Genomic DNA, 15,220 nt, shown 5'->3' with positions numbered 1-15,220 from the left:
ACGCGCATGAGCGATCTCATTTCACAAAGCCATCCGGTGCTGCCGCTGCGCGACATCGTGGTGTTTCCGCATATGATCGTTCCGCTCTTTGTCGGGCGGGAAAAATCGGTGCGTGCGCTTGAGGAAGTGATGGCCGAGGATCGTCAGATCCTGTTGTCGAGCCAGATTGACCCCACGGTGGATGAGCCCACGGCGGATGGCATCTACCGCACCGGGGTTCTGGCCAATGTGCTGCAACTGCTGAAGCTGCCCGATGGCACCGTGAAGGTGCTGGTGGAAGGCAAATCGCGGGTCAAGATTGCCCGCTTCATCGACAATGACGCCTTCTTCGAGGCCGAAGTCCTGCCGCTGGAGGAAAGCCCCGGTGACCAGTCGGTCGTCGAGGCGTTGCTGCGCGGCGTGGCTGAAGAATTTGAGCGCTACGCGAAGATCAAGAAGAACATCCCCGAAGAGGCGCTGGCCGCCGTGTCGGATACCCGCGATCCGGCCCGTCTGGCCGATCTGGTCGCCGGTCATCTGGGGATTCAGGTCGCCCAGAAGCAAGAACTTCTGGAAACGCTCGACGTGGCCGAACGGCTGGAGAAGGTCTATGGCCACATGCAGGGCGAAATGTCCGTGCTGCAGGTGGAAAAGAAGATCAAATCCCGCGTGAAAAGCCAGATGGAGCGCACGCAGCGCGAGTACTATCTGAATGAGCAGATGAAGGCCATTCAGAAGGAGCTGGGTGACGGCGAGGACGGGCAATCCGAACTGGCCGAGTTGGAAGAGCGCATCAAGAAGACCGCCTTGTCGAAAGAGGCGCGCGAAAAGGCCGAGGGCGAGCTGAAGAAGCTCAAGTCCATGTCACCCATGAGCGCCGAGGCGACCGTGGTCCGCAACTACCTCGACTGGCTGCTCGGCGTGCCGTGGGGCGTGAAAAGCCGCGTGAAGAAGGATCTGGTCGCCGCGCAGAAGGTGCTGGATGCCGATCATCACGGGCTGGAAAAGGTCAAGGAGCGCATCGTCGAATATCTTGCGGTGCAGGCGCGTTCGGCCAAGCTCAAGGGGCCGATCCTCTGCCTCGTCGGTCCTCCGGGGGTCGGCAAGACCTCGCTCGGGCGCAGCGTGGCCAAGGCCACGGGGCGCGAATTCATCCGCATCAGCCTTGGCGGCGTGCGCGACGAATCCGAAATCCGGGGCCACCGCCGCACCTATATCGGGTCGATGCCGGGCAAGATCATCCAGGCGCTGAAGAAGGCCAAGACCAACAATCCGCTCATCCTGCTCGATGAAATCGACAAGATGGGGCAGGATTTCCGGGGCGACCCGGCCAGCGCCATGCTGGAGGTACTGGACCCGGAACAGAATGCGACCTTCGTCGATCACTATCTGGAAGTGGAATATGACCTTTCCAACGTCATGTTCCTGACCACGGCCAACAGCTACAACATGCCGGGGCCGCTGCTTGACCGGATGGAGATCATCAGCCTCGCGGGTTATACCGAGGATGAGAAGCGCGAAATCGCCAAGGGCCACCTGATCCCGAAACAGATCGAAGCCAACGGTCTGAAGAAGGACGAATTCGCGGTGACCGATGCGGCGCTGAACGATGTGATCCGCTACTATACCCGCGAGGCGGGCGTGCGGAACCTGGAGCGCGAGATTGCGAAACTGGCCCGCAAGGCGGTGACGGAAATCCTGCGCGACAAGGCCAAGCGCATCGAGGTGACGCCCGAGAAGGCCGCCGATTATCTGGGCGTGCAGCGCTACCGCTATGGTTTGGCCGAAGAGGCCGATCAGGTGGGCGTGGTCACGGGGCTGGCCTGGACCAGCGTGGGCGGCGATCTGTTGCAGATCGAGGCGCTCAAGCTGCCGGGCAAGGGCCGGATGAAGACGACCGGGAAACTGGGCGATGTGATGAAGGAATCGATCGAGGCTGCGTCGAGCTATGTGCGCTCGATCAGCCCGGAGATCGGGGTGAAACCCCCGAAATTCGAAACGATCGACATTCACGTCCACGTCCCCGAAGGCGCTACGCCGAAGGACGGCCCCTCGGCCGGTCTGGCGATGGTGACCTCGATCGTCTCGGTGCTGACGGGCATTGCGGTCCGCAAGGACGTGGCAATGACGGGCGAGGTGACGCTGCGCGGCAATGCGCTGGCCATCGGTGGGCTGAAGGAAAAGCTGCTGGCCGCGCTGCGCGGGGGGATCAAGACGGTGCTGATTCCGCAGGACAACGCCAAGGATCTGGCCGAGATCCCGGAAAACGTGAAGCAGGGGCTGGAAATCATCCCCGTGACCCACGTGCGCGAGGTCCTGAAACACGCCCTTGTGCGGACGCCCGAGCCGGTCGAATGGGATGAGGCTGCCGAGGAGGCGGCTGCCGCTGCGCGAAAGGCAGCGACTGAGCCTCAGGCCGGGCAATTGGCCCATTGATCAGAAAAAGGGCGCGGGCGACCGCGCCCTTTTTCTTTTGCTGCTTCCGGACCCGCCATTTGTTGCGGATCGGCCAAACTTAGGTATTGTCGTTTCATCATAAGAAACAATGGGGAAGACCATGGCCACCAAAGTGTCGGACGCCAAGACGACCGCGCCGAAAACGACCAAACCGCGCAGCACCTCGGCGACGACGCGCCGCAGCACGACTGCGGCCAAACCTGCCACCGAGCCGTCGGTCGAGGCGGCGCTGCCCGAGGTGACGGTCAAGGCCGCGAGCGAGGTTCTCAAGCTCAAGGCTCTTGTCGAGGAAGTCGCCAAGACCACCGGCGGCAAGAAAAAGCAGATCAAGGAAACGGTCGAGGCCACGCTGGCCGTGATCAGTGCTGCGCTGGCAAAGGGCCATGACCTGAACCTTCCGCCGCTGGGCAAGGCGCGCGTCGGCCGCAAGGCCGGTGGTGCCGAAGGCGGGACCCTGACGCTCAAGCTCAAGCCCGCAAACGCGCGCGACGGCGAAAAGAAATCGCGCAAAAAAGATATGCCGGAGGGGGTTGCAGCCGCCGAAGAGTGAGGGTAAACACCCCTCCATCGGGCGATTAGCTCAGCGGTAGAGCGCTTCGTTCACATCGAAGATGTCAGGGGTTCAAATCCCTTATCGCCCACCATTATTCCAGTAAAAGCCGTGACTTAGCGTCACGGCTTTTGCGTTTCTGCCCGGCCGGGCCTGACCCGCCGCCCGATTTCCCTGCGCAAAATCGTTAACAGGGCCTACCGCACCGTCCGGTCGGGTAGGGCGGTCTTTGCACTTTGCATGCGAGGTCACGATGGACGCGGTGACAGTCAACCTGTCGCCGCCCGATCATGCCCCGCCCCGTGCCGGGCTTCTTCGACATGAAGGAGACGCGAAGTGGAAGACCAGTTTCAGCTCCATGCGCAGGGACTCGAAAGCCCCGCAACGCAGCATTTTGGTATCGTGCCCAGCGATACGGCCTTTCTGGCCACAATCCCGCGGGCGCTTTACGCCAATACCTCGGGCACGGCGACGCTTGAGGACCGAGCCGGGGCGGTCATCACCTATAACCTGATCGCCGGGCAGATCCTGCCGTTCCGTGCCGTGCGCGTGCGCGCCACCGGCACATCGGCGGCGCTGATCGGGTGGGCCTGAGATGCTGTCGCTGGGCCTGTCGCTTGTCCCCCCCAGATCAGCCCCCGATCCGCAGCGGCGCCTGGCCGAACTTGCCACCTGGTTCTGTGCCGGCGAGCGATTCAATGCCGCGGGATCGCATCAAGACGCGATTCTCTTGAACCAGCCCTGGTTTCTGTCCGCCGGGATCTTTGATCCGATCGGCGCGCACAGTGACGCTGCAGCCTGGGTGTAATCATGCCGAAAATCACAACCGATTTTTCCGGAACTGAAACGACGGCGGTGATGGTGTCGCGCCTGCGCGCCATTTCCAGCTATTGGTTCGGATCGACGGCTACCGCCGCTGTCACCACCTGGGGGGCGCTGCGCAGCCTGATGAACGGGGCCAGTACCCCCGCGATGACGGTTGCGGCCACCGAACTGGGCGCCTCGTTTCTGATCAAGCGCAGCTGGCTGAACGACCCCGATCAGGTGATTCCGGCCACGATCTTTGCCGGCCGTCAGGGTATATGGCTTGATCCTTCGGATTTCGGGTCGATGTTTCAGGATGTGGCGGGCGCGGTTCCCGTCACTGCTGTGGGCCAATCCGTCGCGCTGATCCGCGACAAGAGCGGCCGGGGCAATCACGCCACGCAGGCCACCGCCTCCAGACGCCCGGTGCTGACCCGGCGCCCGAAAACGGGTCAGCGAAACATCCTGCCGCGCAATCAATGGGATGCTGTCCCCATTGGCGTCTTGGCCGCGGATTACAGGGACCGTGGACAATACTTGGGCGGACCACTTCCCGCATCGGGGATTGCAGCGGAACTTGTCGGCAAGGGTGTCACCGATGGCATTTCATGGGTCGATATTCGCTACTCAGGCACCAACACTGCCGGATCGCCACAATTCCGCAATATTGGCTCTGACTTGGCGCAGAAAGTTCCGGTGGGTGCCACCAGGGTTTCATATTCGCATTGGGTTCAGGTGGTTGGTGGTAGTCTTTCCAGCGGGGTGAGCACTTACCAATTCTTGAATGGTCGCGATGCTTCTCTGGCCCCTGTTCTCGGAGCAGGTGCACTATTTACACCGACAGCAACATGGCAGCGGTATTCTGCGGCTGATCTTGCCGTGCCTGCCAATATGGCCGAGGCGACTGCCTATGGTATGTATGTTCGCTTCAGTGCGGGCGCCACATTTGATGTGACCCTTCGCATTGGCGGCGGGCAGGTGGAATATGGATCGACGGTTACGGCGCTGCAAAACGCGGCTTCGATCTACGACCTGACCGAACCCGGCGTGCAGGACTGTTATGGCCTGATGTTCGACGGGGTGGATGACGTCCTGCAAACCGGGAATATCGCCTGGGGCACCGATGAAGTAACGGTCACGGCGGGTCTGCGGAAGCTGTCGGACGCGGCACGGGGCATGGTTGCAGAACTTGGGCCCCTTGCGAACCAGCGAAACTTCCAGCTGAATGCTCCTTCTTCGGGCCTGAACGATTACGGCTTCCTCTCGTCCGGATCGGCAACGGCAGTTTCCACAACTGCGGTGGCTGCGCCCAATACCTCGGTCGTGACCGGGCAAGCGAAGATCACCACCGACACCCTGATCTTGCGGCGGAACGCTGCGCAAACCGGGACTTCGGCGGCAGATCAGGGCGCGGGTTCGGCTTATGACACCAACCCGCTCTATATCGGGATGCGGGCAGGCACGTCCTTGCCCTTCAGCGGCATCCTCTTCGGCCTGACTGCGGTGAATGCGCTGCTTGGTGGGCCTCAGCTTGCCATGATGGAACATGCGACAAATGCAAATACGGGGGGATTCTGATGCCACGGGTGACAATCGCCTGTCCTGCTGCCCTGCGCGCTGATGCGAACCAGCTTGCACGCTGTATCGGCCTTGGCCCTGACGATGATCAGACCTATGGCGCTGCCGCCTGGCGCGATGCTGCGGGGAACGCCTATGCCGTTGCCTCGGCCCTTGTCGGGGAAGGGTTCGTATCTGTGGCGACCGCCAGTCTCGGGGCGCCCGCATGGGGTTGCGATCTGGCTGCGGCGCGGCGCGCGCAGGGCTGCATCCGCCTTGGCGGGGCGGCGGATCCGACAGCACTGGTCGCGGTGCTCTCAGATGCGCCAGATGCCGCACTTGCGGAACTGGGGGTCACGCTGCCGCCCGGGGATGCAGACCTCTGACGCCCCGATGTTCAGCCCCGCCGCAAGGCGGGGTTTTTTCTGTCCGGTCTGCACCCATGTGAATCAAGGGCTTGCGTCCCCGGCTGCAAAAATGGCCTGCCCCCCTTGCCGCCTCGATCCTGATGGGGTAGGTGGTTCGCGTGGGGCTGTTAGCTCAGTTGGTAGAGCGTCTCGTTTACACCGAGAATGTCGGCGGTTCGAGTCCGTCACGGCCCACCACCCTTTCCGCGTCAGAATGCCCGATCAGATCAGGCCGCGCGCCCGGCAAAGGGATTCAAGCGCTGCGATCGAGGCCGTATAATTGGTGCCTGACTTGGGAAAATCCAGCGGCTGCTGCCGGTAAAAGGCCAGCCACTTCGCCAGATCCTCGATCGGATAGGTATTGGACCAGGCCCCCCGCTGCAGGGTGAAATGCCGTCCATCTTCGGTTACTGTTGCTTTCATGCAGGTTTTTTCGTGCAGCCCGGCGACAGGGTCAAGCGTTCCCGTCCGCTTTGCACAGGGGTTTCGCGTTTGCGCCAGATGCCGGCGGGGCATTTGCCGCCTATCTTTCCCACCAGAACACCAGTCCCGAGGAGACCGCCATGAGCTGGAACCCCGCACTCGACCCCGACATCCCGCTTGGCGATGCGGTGGATGCCATTGAAACCGTGGTCGTTGCCCGCGCGCGCGATCTGGGCGGGTTCGAGGTGCGCCGCGCCTTGCCCTCGGTCCAGCGCCAGATGGTGGGCCCCTTCATCTTCTTCGATCAGATGGGCCCGGCCGAGTTCCTGACAGGGCAGGGCATCGATGTGCGCCCGCACCCGCATATTGGGCTTTCGACCGTGACCTATCTGCTGAACGGCAAGATGCACCACCGCGACAGTCTGGGGACCGATCGCTGGATCGCGCCAGGCGAAGTGAACCTGATGACGGCCGGCCATGGGATCACCCATTCCGAACGCACCGATGGAGAGGTTCGCCGTGGCCCCCATGCGCTGTTCGGCCTGCAAAGCTGGATGGCGCTGCCCAAGGCCCAAGAGGACGCCCCCGCCGCCTTCCACTACGCCCCCCGGGCAGAGCTGCCGGAGCTCGAGGGCGAGGGCAAACAGCTGCGCCTGATTCTGGGCCACGGCTGGGGCGCCCGTGCGCCGGTGCCGGTGGCGACCGAAACGCTTTATGCCGACGCAGTCCTCGCCCCCGGCGCGGCCCTGCCGCTGCCGGACGACCATGAAGACCGCGGGGTCTATATCCTCTCGGGCTCGGTTTCGCAGGGCGGGCAAAGCTTCAGCGTGGGCCAGATGCTCATCTTCCGCCCCGGCGACAGCATCGCCGTGCGCGCAGGCGCCGAGGGCGCAAGGATCATCATTCTGGGCGGTGCCACCATGGATGGGCCGCGCCATATCTGGTGGAATTTCGTGGCCTCCAGCCAGGAACGCATCGAAGCCGCCAAGGAGGCCTGGCGCGCCGGAGACTGGGCGCACGGCCGTTTCCGCCTTCCGCCAGGCGATGAAGCCGAATTCATTCCCGCCCCTGAAAAGTGACGCCATTCCAAATATTTGCGAGTTTTTCAAAAAAACGTTGCAGGGGCGCTTGACGCCGTCAGCGGGGGGCCGTAATAACCGCCTCACATCCGGGCGCTGACCCGGGCGGCAATGCGGTGGTAGCTCAGTTGGTTAGAGTACCGGCCTGTCACGCCGGGGGTCGCGGGTTCGAGCCCCGTCCACCGCGCCACCGCCCAGCCAGCCTCGGATGATGCAAAATGCGCGGTGGTAGCTCAGTTGGTTAGAGTACCGGCCTGTCACGCCGGGGGTCGCGGGTTCGAGCCCCGTCCACCGCGCCAGTTGCATCAGCAGAAAGCGCCGGGCCTTCGGGCCCGGCGTTTTGCTTTTCCGCACCGCGCTGGCTGATGCTCGCAAGGCAGGGGGCTGTCTGCCCCCTCTGAGCCTGCGGCTCATTCACCCCCGAGGATATTTTCGGACAGAAAATGATCAGGCGCCGCGCTCCCCTTCATTTTCTGTCTTGAAATATCCTCGGGGGAAGGCCCCGCAGGGGCCGTGGGGGCAGACAGCCCCCAGCGACCTTGGGCATCCCGCGACGCTCTTTGAGGATCAGAGTGTCAGGCGATAGCGCACATGCCCGTCATAGGGGGTGTAGCTGTCATAAAGGGCGCGGGCCCGGCTGTTGTCTTCATCCGTGTGCCAGTAGAGCCGGTGCCAGCCTTTGCTGCGGGCGAGGGCGATCAGGTCGTCGATCAGGGCGCGGCCGATTCCCTTGCCGCGGCCGGCCTCTGCCACGAAGAGGTCTTCGAGGTAGCAATCCTCACCTTCCACCCAAGTCGAGCAATGGGCATGGTGCAGGGCGAAACCGACCAGCCTGTCGCCTTCAAGGGCGAAGCGGCCTTGCAGGGGGGCAGTCGGGTCCATCAGGCGTGCCCAGGTTCGGTTTGTGACCTCGGGCGCGAGGGTGACTTCGTAGAAGGCGAGGTAATCGGCCCAGAGGCGGCGCCAGGCCGCTTCATCCCCCGGCTCGGCGCTGCGGATTGTGAGTCCGGTCATGCCAGTTTCCCCAGAAGCCGCGCCCAGGAGCGGATGCCTTTGTGGAAGCATTCCAGGTCATATTTTTCATTGGGGGAGTGGATCTGGTCGTCGTCGCGGCCAAAGCCCAGAAGCATGGCGTCCATGCCGAGGTAGGTCTTGAAATAGCCCGCGATCGGGATCGATCCGCCGCAGCCGACGTAAGAGGCCGCGCGGCCCCATTCTTCGCCCAGGGCGCTGCGGGCGGCCTCGAAGGCCGGATGGGTGATCTGCATCGTCCCTGCGGGCGAGGCGCCGTGATCGGCAAAGCGGACGCGGCAGTCGGCGGGGATCTGGGCCGTGACCCATGCCCGGAACGAGTCGCGCAAGATGTGCGGGTCTTGCGCGCCCACAAGACGGAAGCTCACCTTGGCGCGGGCCTCGGCGGGCAGGACGGTCTTGAACCCGTCACCCGCATAGCCGCCGGTGATTCCGTTCACCTCGGCCGTGGGGCGGGACCAGATCATCTCGAGCGGGGTGCGGTCGGATTCGCCTGCGGGAATCGCAAGCCCGACGTCGCCCAGGAATTTTGCATGATCAAAGGCGAGGTTCTGCCATTGCGCGCGGATTTCTTCGGGAAGCTCGGTCACGCCGTCATAGAAGCCCGGCACCTGCACCCGGCCTTGATCGTCATGCAGATTGGCAAGGATGCGGGTCAGCACATGGATCGGGTTGCGCGCAAGCCCGCCGAACATGCCGGAATGCAGGTCCTTTGTGGCGGCCTCGACGATGATTTCTTCGCCCAGCAAGCCGCGCAGCATGGTCACGATCGCGGGGGCGGTATCCTGAAAGAGACCGGTGTCGCAGATCATTGCGATATCGGCCTTCAGCAGGTCGCCATGCGCCTTGAGAAAGGGGATCAGCGAGGGGGAGCCTGATTCTTCTTCCCCCTCGAGGAAGATCGTCAGGCGGCAGGGCAGCGTGCCGTGGACGGCCTTCCAGGCGCGCAGTGCCTCGAGGAAGGTCATCAGCTGGCCCTTGTCATCGGACGCGCCGCGCGCGCGGATCACCTTGCCCTTGGGCGTGTCCTGCACTTCAGGGTCAAAGGGCGGCCGATCCCAGAGCGCCAGCGGATCGACCGGCTGCACGTCGTAATGGCCGTAGAACAGAAGATGCGGCCCACCTTCGCCGCCCTGCGCCACCACCATCGGGTGACCGGGCGTCGCATGGGCCTGCGCTTCGAACCCCAGCGTCCTCAGATCTTCGACCAGCCAATCGGCGGCGCGGGCGCAATCCTGCTTGTAGGCCGGGTCGGTCGAGATCGAGGGGATGCGCAAGAGATCCATCAGCCGGTCAAGTGCGGCGGGCAGGGTGGCGTCGATCTGGGCCAGAACCGGGTCGATCATCCCGGGGTTCGTGGACATGGCAGTCTCCTTTTCGTGACTTTGATCAAACCCTAGCAGCCCCGTTCCCCCTGTCCAGACCGGGGGAAGGGCGTTAGAAGGGCGCACGAAGGACTCGACGCTGTTCAAGGATGCGCCCCATGTCTGCCCGCACCCCGAAATCTGCCCTTGTGGCGCTGGTTGCCCTGCTGGCACCTGCCGCCGGTTTCGCCCAGTCTGCCCCGGTCAGCGGCGCGGTCGCACAAGAGATGGTCTTTGCGCCCGAGCCGGTGCAGGTCGAGATGGTCGAGGGGCATGGCCTGTCGGAGGCTGACGCCTCGGCGCTGCAGATGGTGGGGTCGGGTCAGCCCTATTACGGCGCCATCGCCATTTCCCCCGATGAGGGGTTGATGGTCGAGGCGACGGTGGCGGCCGTCAACCACCACACTGCCGCCGCGGCAGAAGCTGCGGCCATCGCGGGCTGTGAGGCCAAGCGCAAGGGCAAGGCCGCCTGCATGGTGGTGGCACGCATCCTGCCGGAAGGGTGGACCGCGCGGGATCTGACCCTGTCGCGCGATGCCACGGTCGCTTTGGGAAAGGATTACAAAACGCCCGGCGCGCTGGCCGTTTCGCCCGCGACGGGGAACTTCGCGCTGGCCGGCTCTGCCGAGGCCGCCCTTGCCGCCTGTGCGGAAAAGGCCAAAACCGACGACTGCGTGGTTGCGGTTCAGGACTGAACCGACCAAAGAGGGGGCGTCAAATTGCCCCGTTTGAGATATAGAATTTGACCAATATCAAGGCGCCCATCATATGGGGCGCCTAAGACAGGCCCAGCAAGGCACCTCGCCGCGAGCCAGGAGACGGAAGATGGACTACGACAAGGCACTCGATACCGCCCTTCAGCGCCTTCATGACGAAGGCCGGTATCGCACCTTCATCGACATCGAGCGTCGCAAGGGGCAATTCCCCCATGCCGTCTGGCGCAAGCCCGACGGGTCGGAGAAGGACATCACCGTCTGGTGCGGCAACGACTATCTGGGCATGGGCCAGCATCCGGTGGTGCTGGCTGCCATGCATGAGGCGCTGGATGCCACGGGCGCGGGTTCGGGCGGCACGCGCAACATTTCCGGCACCACGGTCTATCACAAGCGCCTTGAGGCCGAGCTGGCCGATCTGCACGGGAAAGAGGCTGCGCTGGTCTTCAGCAGCGCATATGTCGCCAATGACGCGACGCTGTCGACGCTGCCCAAGCTTTTCCCCGGCCTGATCATCTATTCCGATGAGTTGAACCACGCCTCGATGATCGAGGGCATCCGCCGCAATGGCGGGGCCAAGCGCGTGTTCCGCCACAATGACGTGGCCCATCTACGCGAGCTGATCGCGGCGGATGATCCGGCCGCGCCCAAGCTGATTGCCTTCGAATCGATCTATTCGATGGATGGCGACTTCGGCCCCATCGCAGAGATCTGTGATCTGGCCGAAGAGGTGGGCGCGCTCACCTATCTCGATGAAGTGCATGCCGTGGGGATGTATGGTCCGCGCGGTGCCGGTGTGGCCGAACGCGATGGTCAGATGGCGCGGGTGGACATCATCAACGCCACGCTGGGCAAGGCTTTCGGTGTGTTTGGCGGCTATATTGCTGCAAGTGCGAAGATGGTGGATGCCATCCGGTCCTATGCGCCGGGCTTCATCTTCACCACCTCGCTGCCGCCGACCGTGGCGGCGGGTGCTGCCGCTTCGGTGGCCTTCCTCAAGACCGAGGAGGGACAGAAGCTGCGTGACGCCCAGCAGTTGCATGCCCGCATCCTGAAGATGCGCCTGCGCGGTCTGGGTCTGCCGATCATCGACAATGGCAGCCATATTGTGCCTGTCCACGTCGGGAACCCCGTCCATTGTAAGATGCTGTCCGACATGCTGCTCGAACACTTCGGCATCTATGTGCAGCCGATCAATTTCCCGACCGTGCCGCGCGGCACCGAAAGGCTGCGCTTCACGCCCTCGCCGGTGCATGACTCGCGGCAGATCGACGCGGTGGTCAAGGCGATGGACCAGCTCTGGGGCCATTGTGCGCTGAATCGTGCCGAAGCGTCGGCCTGATCTGTTCTGCGGGTGCAAATGACGCTTGCCCTGTGTTAGCGTTGGCGCAATTAGGAAGGCGATGAGTCGCCGCGCAGGCGACTCGGGGAACGCCAAGCAGCAAAACGGGGCAGGTGGGCATGATCTGGCGGAAGGCGAAGCCGTCGTCGGCAGAGGCCGATAAACCCAAAGGGTTTGATGACTTCGAACTGCGTCTCGGCGACGTGATGCGCGGGGAACGTGCAACGCTGGGCAAGTCCCTGCTGGATGTGCAGCGCGAACTGAAGATCAAGGCCACCTATATCGCCGCGATTGAGAACTGCGATGTTTCGGCCTTCGAGACGCAGGGTTTTGTCGCAGGCTACGTGCGGTCCTATGCACGCTATCTGGGTCTTGACCCCGACTGGGCCTTCAAACGCTTTTGCGCCGAGGCGAATTTCGAGGTTGCCCACGGCATGTCCGCCGCTGCGACCCCGGCGACCATCACGGCGGCCCGTGCGCGCACCTCGGCTGCCGAATATGCCGATCCGCTGGCCAATCCGAACGCCCTGTTCCTGCCGCGCAGCGAAAGCTGGTTCTCGCGGGTAGAGCCCGGCGCCGTCGGGTCGGTTCTGGTGCTGGTCGCCCTGATCGGCGCGCTGGGGTATGGCGGCTGGTCTGTCCTGCGCGAAGTGCAGCGCGTGCAGCTTGCCCCGGTGGACGAGGCGCCGACCGTGGTGGCCGATGTGGACCCGCTGGCCGCCGTTGCGCCCGTGACGCCGGTGGAGCGTGTCGCCCCCGCTGCTGTCGATCCGGGCGAAGAGGCCGTGGCCGATGCTGCCACCACCCCCGAGCTTCTGAACCGTCTGTACCGTCCCGAGGCCCTGGATGTTCCGGTCCTTGTGTCCCGCGATGGCCCGATTGCGGCCATTGACCCCAAGCAAAGCGGCGCGCTTGCCGGTCTTGTCGCAGAAGCCGACGCCGCGACGGCTGTCCAGCCGGGCGTTGCCCCTGTCGCGGATGACGTGCAGGTTGTGGCCGAAGCCAAGCCCGGCGTTGAAGTGCTGGCCGTGCGCCCGTCCTGGGTGCGGGTGTCCGCGGCCGATGGCACGGTGCTGTTTGAAAAGATCCTCGATGCCGGCGAACGCTACGCCGTGCCTGCGCTGGAAGAGCCCGCAACCCTGCGGTCGGGCAATTCCGGGTCGGTCTATTTCGTCGTGAACGGCCAGACCTATGGCCCCGCTGCCCCCGGTCCGCAGGTGGTGAAGAACGTGGCCCTCTCGCAAGAGGCTCTGACCCAGAAATATGCGGTGGCCGATCTGTCGGATGACGCCGATCTTGCGCGGATCGTCAATGTGGCCGAGGTCACGGAAACCGCGCCGAACCCCTGAGCGGATCGGCAAGACGTGATGCAGAACGGCCCCGGCGGCATTGCCCCGGGGCCGTTCCGCTTTTATGTATCGGCCAGCAAATGCGAAAGGCCCTGACATGTCGCACAATCCCGTTCGCCCCTGGCGCAATATCGAACGTCGCAAATCGCGGCAGATCCGTGTGGGCAAGGTGCTGGTGGGGGGGGATGCGCCGATTTCGGTGCAGACCATGACCAATACCATCACCTCGGACGTGAAGGCGACGCTGGAACAGGTGCAGCGCTGCGCCGTGGCCGGGGCCGATATCGTCCGCATCTCGACCCCGGATGAGGAGAGCACGCGCGCCCTGCGTGAAATCGTGGCCGAAAGCCCGGTGCCGATCGTCGCGGATATCCATTTCCACTACAAACGCGCCATAGAGGCGGCCGAGGCGGGCGCCGCCTGCCTGCGGATCAACCCCGGCAATATCGGCGATGCCTCGCGCGTGCGCGAGGTGATCAAGGCGGCCAAGGATCACGGCTGTTCGATCCGCATCGGCGTCAATGCCGGCAGCCTTGAGAAGCACCTGCTCGACAAATATGGCGAACCTTGCCCGGATGCGATGGTGGAAAGCGGGCTCGACCATATCAAGATCCTGCAGGACAACGATTTCCACGAATACAAGATCAGCGTGAAGGCCAGCGACGTGTTTCTTGCCGCCGCCGCCTATCAGCAGCTGGCGGAAGCGACCGATGCCCCCATCCATCTGGGCATTACCGAGGCCGGGGGCCTTGTGTCCGGCACGGTCAAATCGGCCATCGGGCTGGGCAACCTCTTGTGGATGGGCATTGGCGATACGATCCGTGTCTCGCTTTCGGCCGATCCGGTGGAAGAGGTGAAGGTCGGGTTCGAGATCCTGAAATCGCTGGGCCTGCGGCACCGGGGCGTGACGATCATTTCCTGCCCCTCTTGCGCGCGGCAGGGGTTTGACGTGATCAAGACGGTGTCCGCGCTGGAGGAACGTCTGGCGCATGTCACCACCTCGATGAGCCTGTCGATCATCGGCTGCGTGGTGAATGGTCCGGGTGAGGCGCTGATGACCGACATCGGCTTTACCGGCGGCGGGGCAGGGTCGGGGATGGTCTATCTGGCGGGCAAGCAAAGCCACAAGCTGGGCAATGATCAGATGATCGACCACATCGTCGAACTGGTGGAAAAGAAGGCCGCCGCGCTGGAAGCCGCCAAGGAAGACTGACGCGCGGGTCAGCCGGGCGGCTCCATCGCCTGCACCTCGGTGCTGAGAAAGTCGATGAAGCACCGCAGCCGCGCCGTCATCGAATGGGCCGAGGGGTAAACGAAGTAAAGCCCCCGGCGCGGGCTGGTCCATTCCGGCAGCACCGGCACCAGTGTGCCGGACCGGAAAGCCGCCTGCGCCAGCAGCCAAGGCAAAAGTGCAACCCCCGCGCCCGCCGCAGCCGCATCGCGCACCGCAAGGAATGACCCGAGCAAGAGGTCCGCGCGCATTGGCACGCGCACCTCTTCATTGCCGCGCACCAGAGGCCAAGGTCCGGCCCAGCTGGCTGCAATGCCAACCTGGGGCAGGCGGGGCAGGTCTTCGGGGTGGTGCAGATCGGCGAGGCCCGGCAGGTCGGGTGCCGCCGCCAGCACAGCATGGCCATGCACGATCAGCCGCGCGATCTGGGACGAATCCTCCAGCGGGCCGAAACAGATCGCACCATCAAAGCCCTCTTCCAGCAGATCGGGCGTCCGATCGAGGAAATGCGCCTCAAGCGTCACCTCGGGGTGGGCGGCCCGAAAGCGCGCGCCGATGCCGCCCATCATCACATGGCCCATCACCGGCGGCACCGCAATTCTGAGATGCCCCTTCGGCATACCTCCTGCTTCGCCCAAGGCGCGGCGGATGTCGTCGGCCTCGCTCAGCAGGCGTTCGGCGCGGGGCAACAGCATCTCGCCCTCTTGCGTGATCCGCAGATGCCGGGTGCTGCGTTCGATCAGCCGCACGCCAAGCCGCGTCTCCAGATCGGCTACCCGTTTTGACAGGGTGGATTTCGGCACCCGCAACAAAAGCGCCGCCGCCGAGAACGAGCCTTCCCGCACCACCGCCCGAAAGGCCCGCAGGGCCGAGAGATCCAGATCACTGTCCATTTTTGTGGATATTCATTCCCATATTCGCTGACTTGTTCAG

At 63.9% G+C, this 15,220-nt stretch carries 15 protein-coding genes and 4 tRNA genes; 15 read left to right on the top strand and 4 right to left on the bottom strand.

The genetic code is table 11. The features are described from left to right. Window positions 1–6 precede the first annotated feature (6 nt). From lon to IE101_RS03520, 8 genes are all read left to right on the top strand, one after another. Window positions 7–2,415: an endopeptidase La gene (lon, locus tag IE101_RS03555; protein WP_189632396.1), complete on the top strand. Its 2,409-nt coding sequence runs from the start codon at window positions 7–9 to the stop codon at window positions 2,413–2,415. Between the two features lie 121 nt (window positions 2,416–2,536). Next, a complete protein-coding gene (locus IE101_RS03550; RefSeq protein WP_189632395.1) occupies window positions 2,537–2,986 on the top strand; it encodes an HU family DNA-binding protein in 450 nt (149 codons plus the stop codon). Window positions 2,987–3,005: 19 nt separating this feature from the next. Then, a tRNA-Val gene (locus IE101_RS03545) sits at window positions 3,006–3,080 on the top strand. Between the two features lie 242 nt (window positions 3,081–3,322). Further along, window positions 3,323–3,580: a spike base protein, RCAP_Rcc01079 family gene (locus IE101_RS03540; RefSeq protein WP_189632394.1), complete on the top strand. Its 258-nt coding sequence runs from the start codon at window positions 3,323–3,325 to the stop codon at window positions 3,578–3,580. Window position 3,581: 1 nt separating this feature from the next. After that, the gene (locus tag IE101_RS03535; protein ID WP_189632393.1) at window positions 3,582–3,794 is read left to right on the top strand and encodes a hypothetical protein; all 213 of its coding nucleotides are present in this window, start codon (window positions 3,582–3,584) and stop codon (window positions 3,792–3,794) included. A 2-nt stretch (window positions 3,795–3,796) separates the two neighbouring features. Then, window positions 3,797–5,368, top strand: coding sequence for a hypothetical protein (locus IE101_RS03530; RefSeq protein ID WP_189632392.1), 1,572 nt, complete (start codon window positions 3,797–3,799; stop codon window positions 5,366–5,368). Then, on the top strand, window positions 5,368–5,733 hold the full coding sequence (locus IE101_RS03525) for a hypothetical protein (RefSeq protein ID WP_189632391.1): 366 nt from the start codon (window positions 5,368–5,370) through the stop codon (window positions 5,731–5,733). The genes IE101_RS03530 and IE101_RS03525 overlap by 1 nt, the downstream gene beginning before the upstream one ends. A 143-nt stretch (window positions 5,734–5,876) precedes the next feature. Continuing rightward, a tRNA-Val gene (locus IE101_RS03520) sits at window positions 5,877–5,952 on the top strand. A 24-nt stretch (window positions 5,953–5,976) separates the two neighbouring features. Here IE101_RS03520 and IE101_RS03515 read toward each other — a convergent pair. After that, window positions 5,977–6,177 (bottom strand): hypothetical protein, encoded by a 201-nt coding sequence (locus IE101_RS03515; RefSeq protein ID WP_189632390.1) that lies wholly within the window; start codon window positions 6,175–6,177, stop codon window positions 5,977–5,979. Between the two features lie 140 nt (window positions 6,178–6,317). On the opposite strand from IE101_RS03515, the gene IE101_RS03510 reads away from it, so the two are divergent. The 3 genes from IE101_RS03510 to IE101_RS03500 all read left to right on the top strand — a co-directional run bounded on the left by IE101_RS03510 (window position 6,318) and on the right by IE101_RS03500 (window position 7,555). Continuing rightward, entirely contained in the window at window positions 6,318–7,256 is a 939-nt protein-coding gene (locus IE101_RS03510) for a pirin family protein (protein ID WP_189632389.1), read from the top strand. A gap of 113 nt (window positions 7,257–7,369) precedes the next feature. Beyond that, window positions 7,370–7,446 (top strand) — tRNA-Asp (locus IE101_RS03505). A 32-nt stretch (window positions 7,447–7,478) separates the two neighbouring features. Beyond that, a tRNA-Asp gene (locus IE101_RS03500) sits at window positions 7,479–7,555 on the top strand. 268 nt (window positions 7,556–7,823) lie between these two features. On the opposite strand, the gene IE101_RS03495 is transcribed toward IE101_RS03500, so the two are convergent. Further along, window positions 7,824–8,270 (bottom strand): GNAT family N-acetyltransferase, encoded by a 447-nt coding sequence (locus IE101_RS03495; RefSeq protein ID WP_189632388.1) that lies wholly within the window; start codon window positions 8,268–8,270, stop codon window positions 7,824–7,826. Then, window positions 8,267–9,652 carry a M20/M25/M40 family metallo-hydrolase gene (locus IE101_RS03490; RefSeq protein WP_229804005.1) on the bottom strand — a complete coding sequence of 462 codons (1,386 nt, stop codon included), beginning with the start codon at window positions 9,650–9,652 and terminating at the stop codon, window positions 8,267–8,269. Before IE101_RS03490 ends, IE101_RS03495 begins: the two co-directional genes overlap by 4 nt. Window positions 9,653–9,771: 119 nt before the next feature. Between IE101_RS03490 and IE101_RS03485 the strand changes: the two genes are divergently transcribed. From IE101_RS03485 to ispG, 4 genes are all read left to right on the top strand, one after another. Next, a complete protein-coding gene (locus IE101_RS03485; RefSeq protein ID WP_189632387.1) occupies window positions 9,772–10,347 on the top strand; it encodes a 5-aminolevulic acid synthase in 576 nt (191 codons plus the stop codon). A 130-nt stretch (window positions 10,348–10,477) separates the two neighbouring features. Beyond that, window positions 10,478–11,707 (top strand): 5-aminolevulinate synthase, encoded by a 1,230-nt coding sequence (gene hemA, locus IE101_RS03480; protein ID WP_189632386.1) that lies wholly within the window; start codon window positions 10,478–10,480, stop codon window positions 11,705–11,707. A 119-nt stretch (window positions 11,708–11,826) separates the two neighbouring features. Then, window positions 11,827–13,056, top strand: coding sequence for a helix-turn-helix domain-containing protein (locus IE101_RS03475; RefSeq protein ID WP_189632385.1), 1,230 nt, complete (start codon window positions 11,827–11,829; stop codon window positions 13,054–13,056). A gap of 97 nt (window positions 13,057–13,153) precedes the next feature. Beyond that, window positions 13,154–14,269 carry a flavodoxin-dependent (E)-4-hydroxy-3-methylbut-2-enyl-diphosphate synthase gene (ispG, locus tag IE101_RS03470; protein ID WP_189632384.1) on the top strand — a complete coding sequence of 372 codons (1,116 nt, stop codon included), beginning with the start codon at window positions 13,154–13,156 and terminating at the stop codon, window positions 14,267–14,269. 8 nt (window positions 14,270–14,277) lie between these two features. Here the strand turns inward: ispG and IE101_RS03465 are convergent, their stop codons facing one another. After that, entirely contained in the window at window positions 14,278–15,180 is a 903-nt protein-coding gene (locus IE101_RS03465) for a LysR family transcriptional regulator (protein WP_189632383.1), read from the bottom strand. Window positions 15,181–15,220: the final 40 nt, after the last annotated feature.

It is taken from the genome of Gemmobacter lanyuensis (assembly GCF_014652355.1).
Lineage (GTDB): Bacteria > Pseudomonadota > Alphaproteobacteria > Rhodobacterales > Rhodobacteraceae > Gemmobacter > Gemmobacter lanyuensis.
The sequence above is the reverse complement of the archived record's forward strand: the minus strand, read 5'-3'. Positions and strand labels throughout refer to the sequence as shown.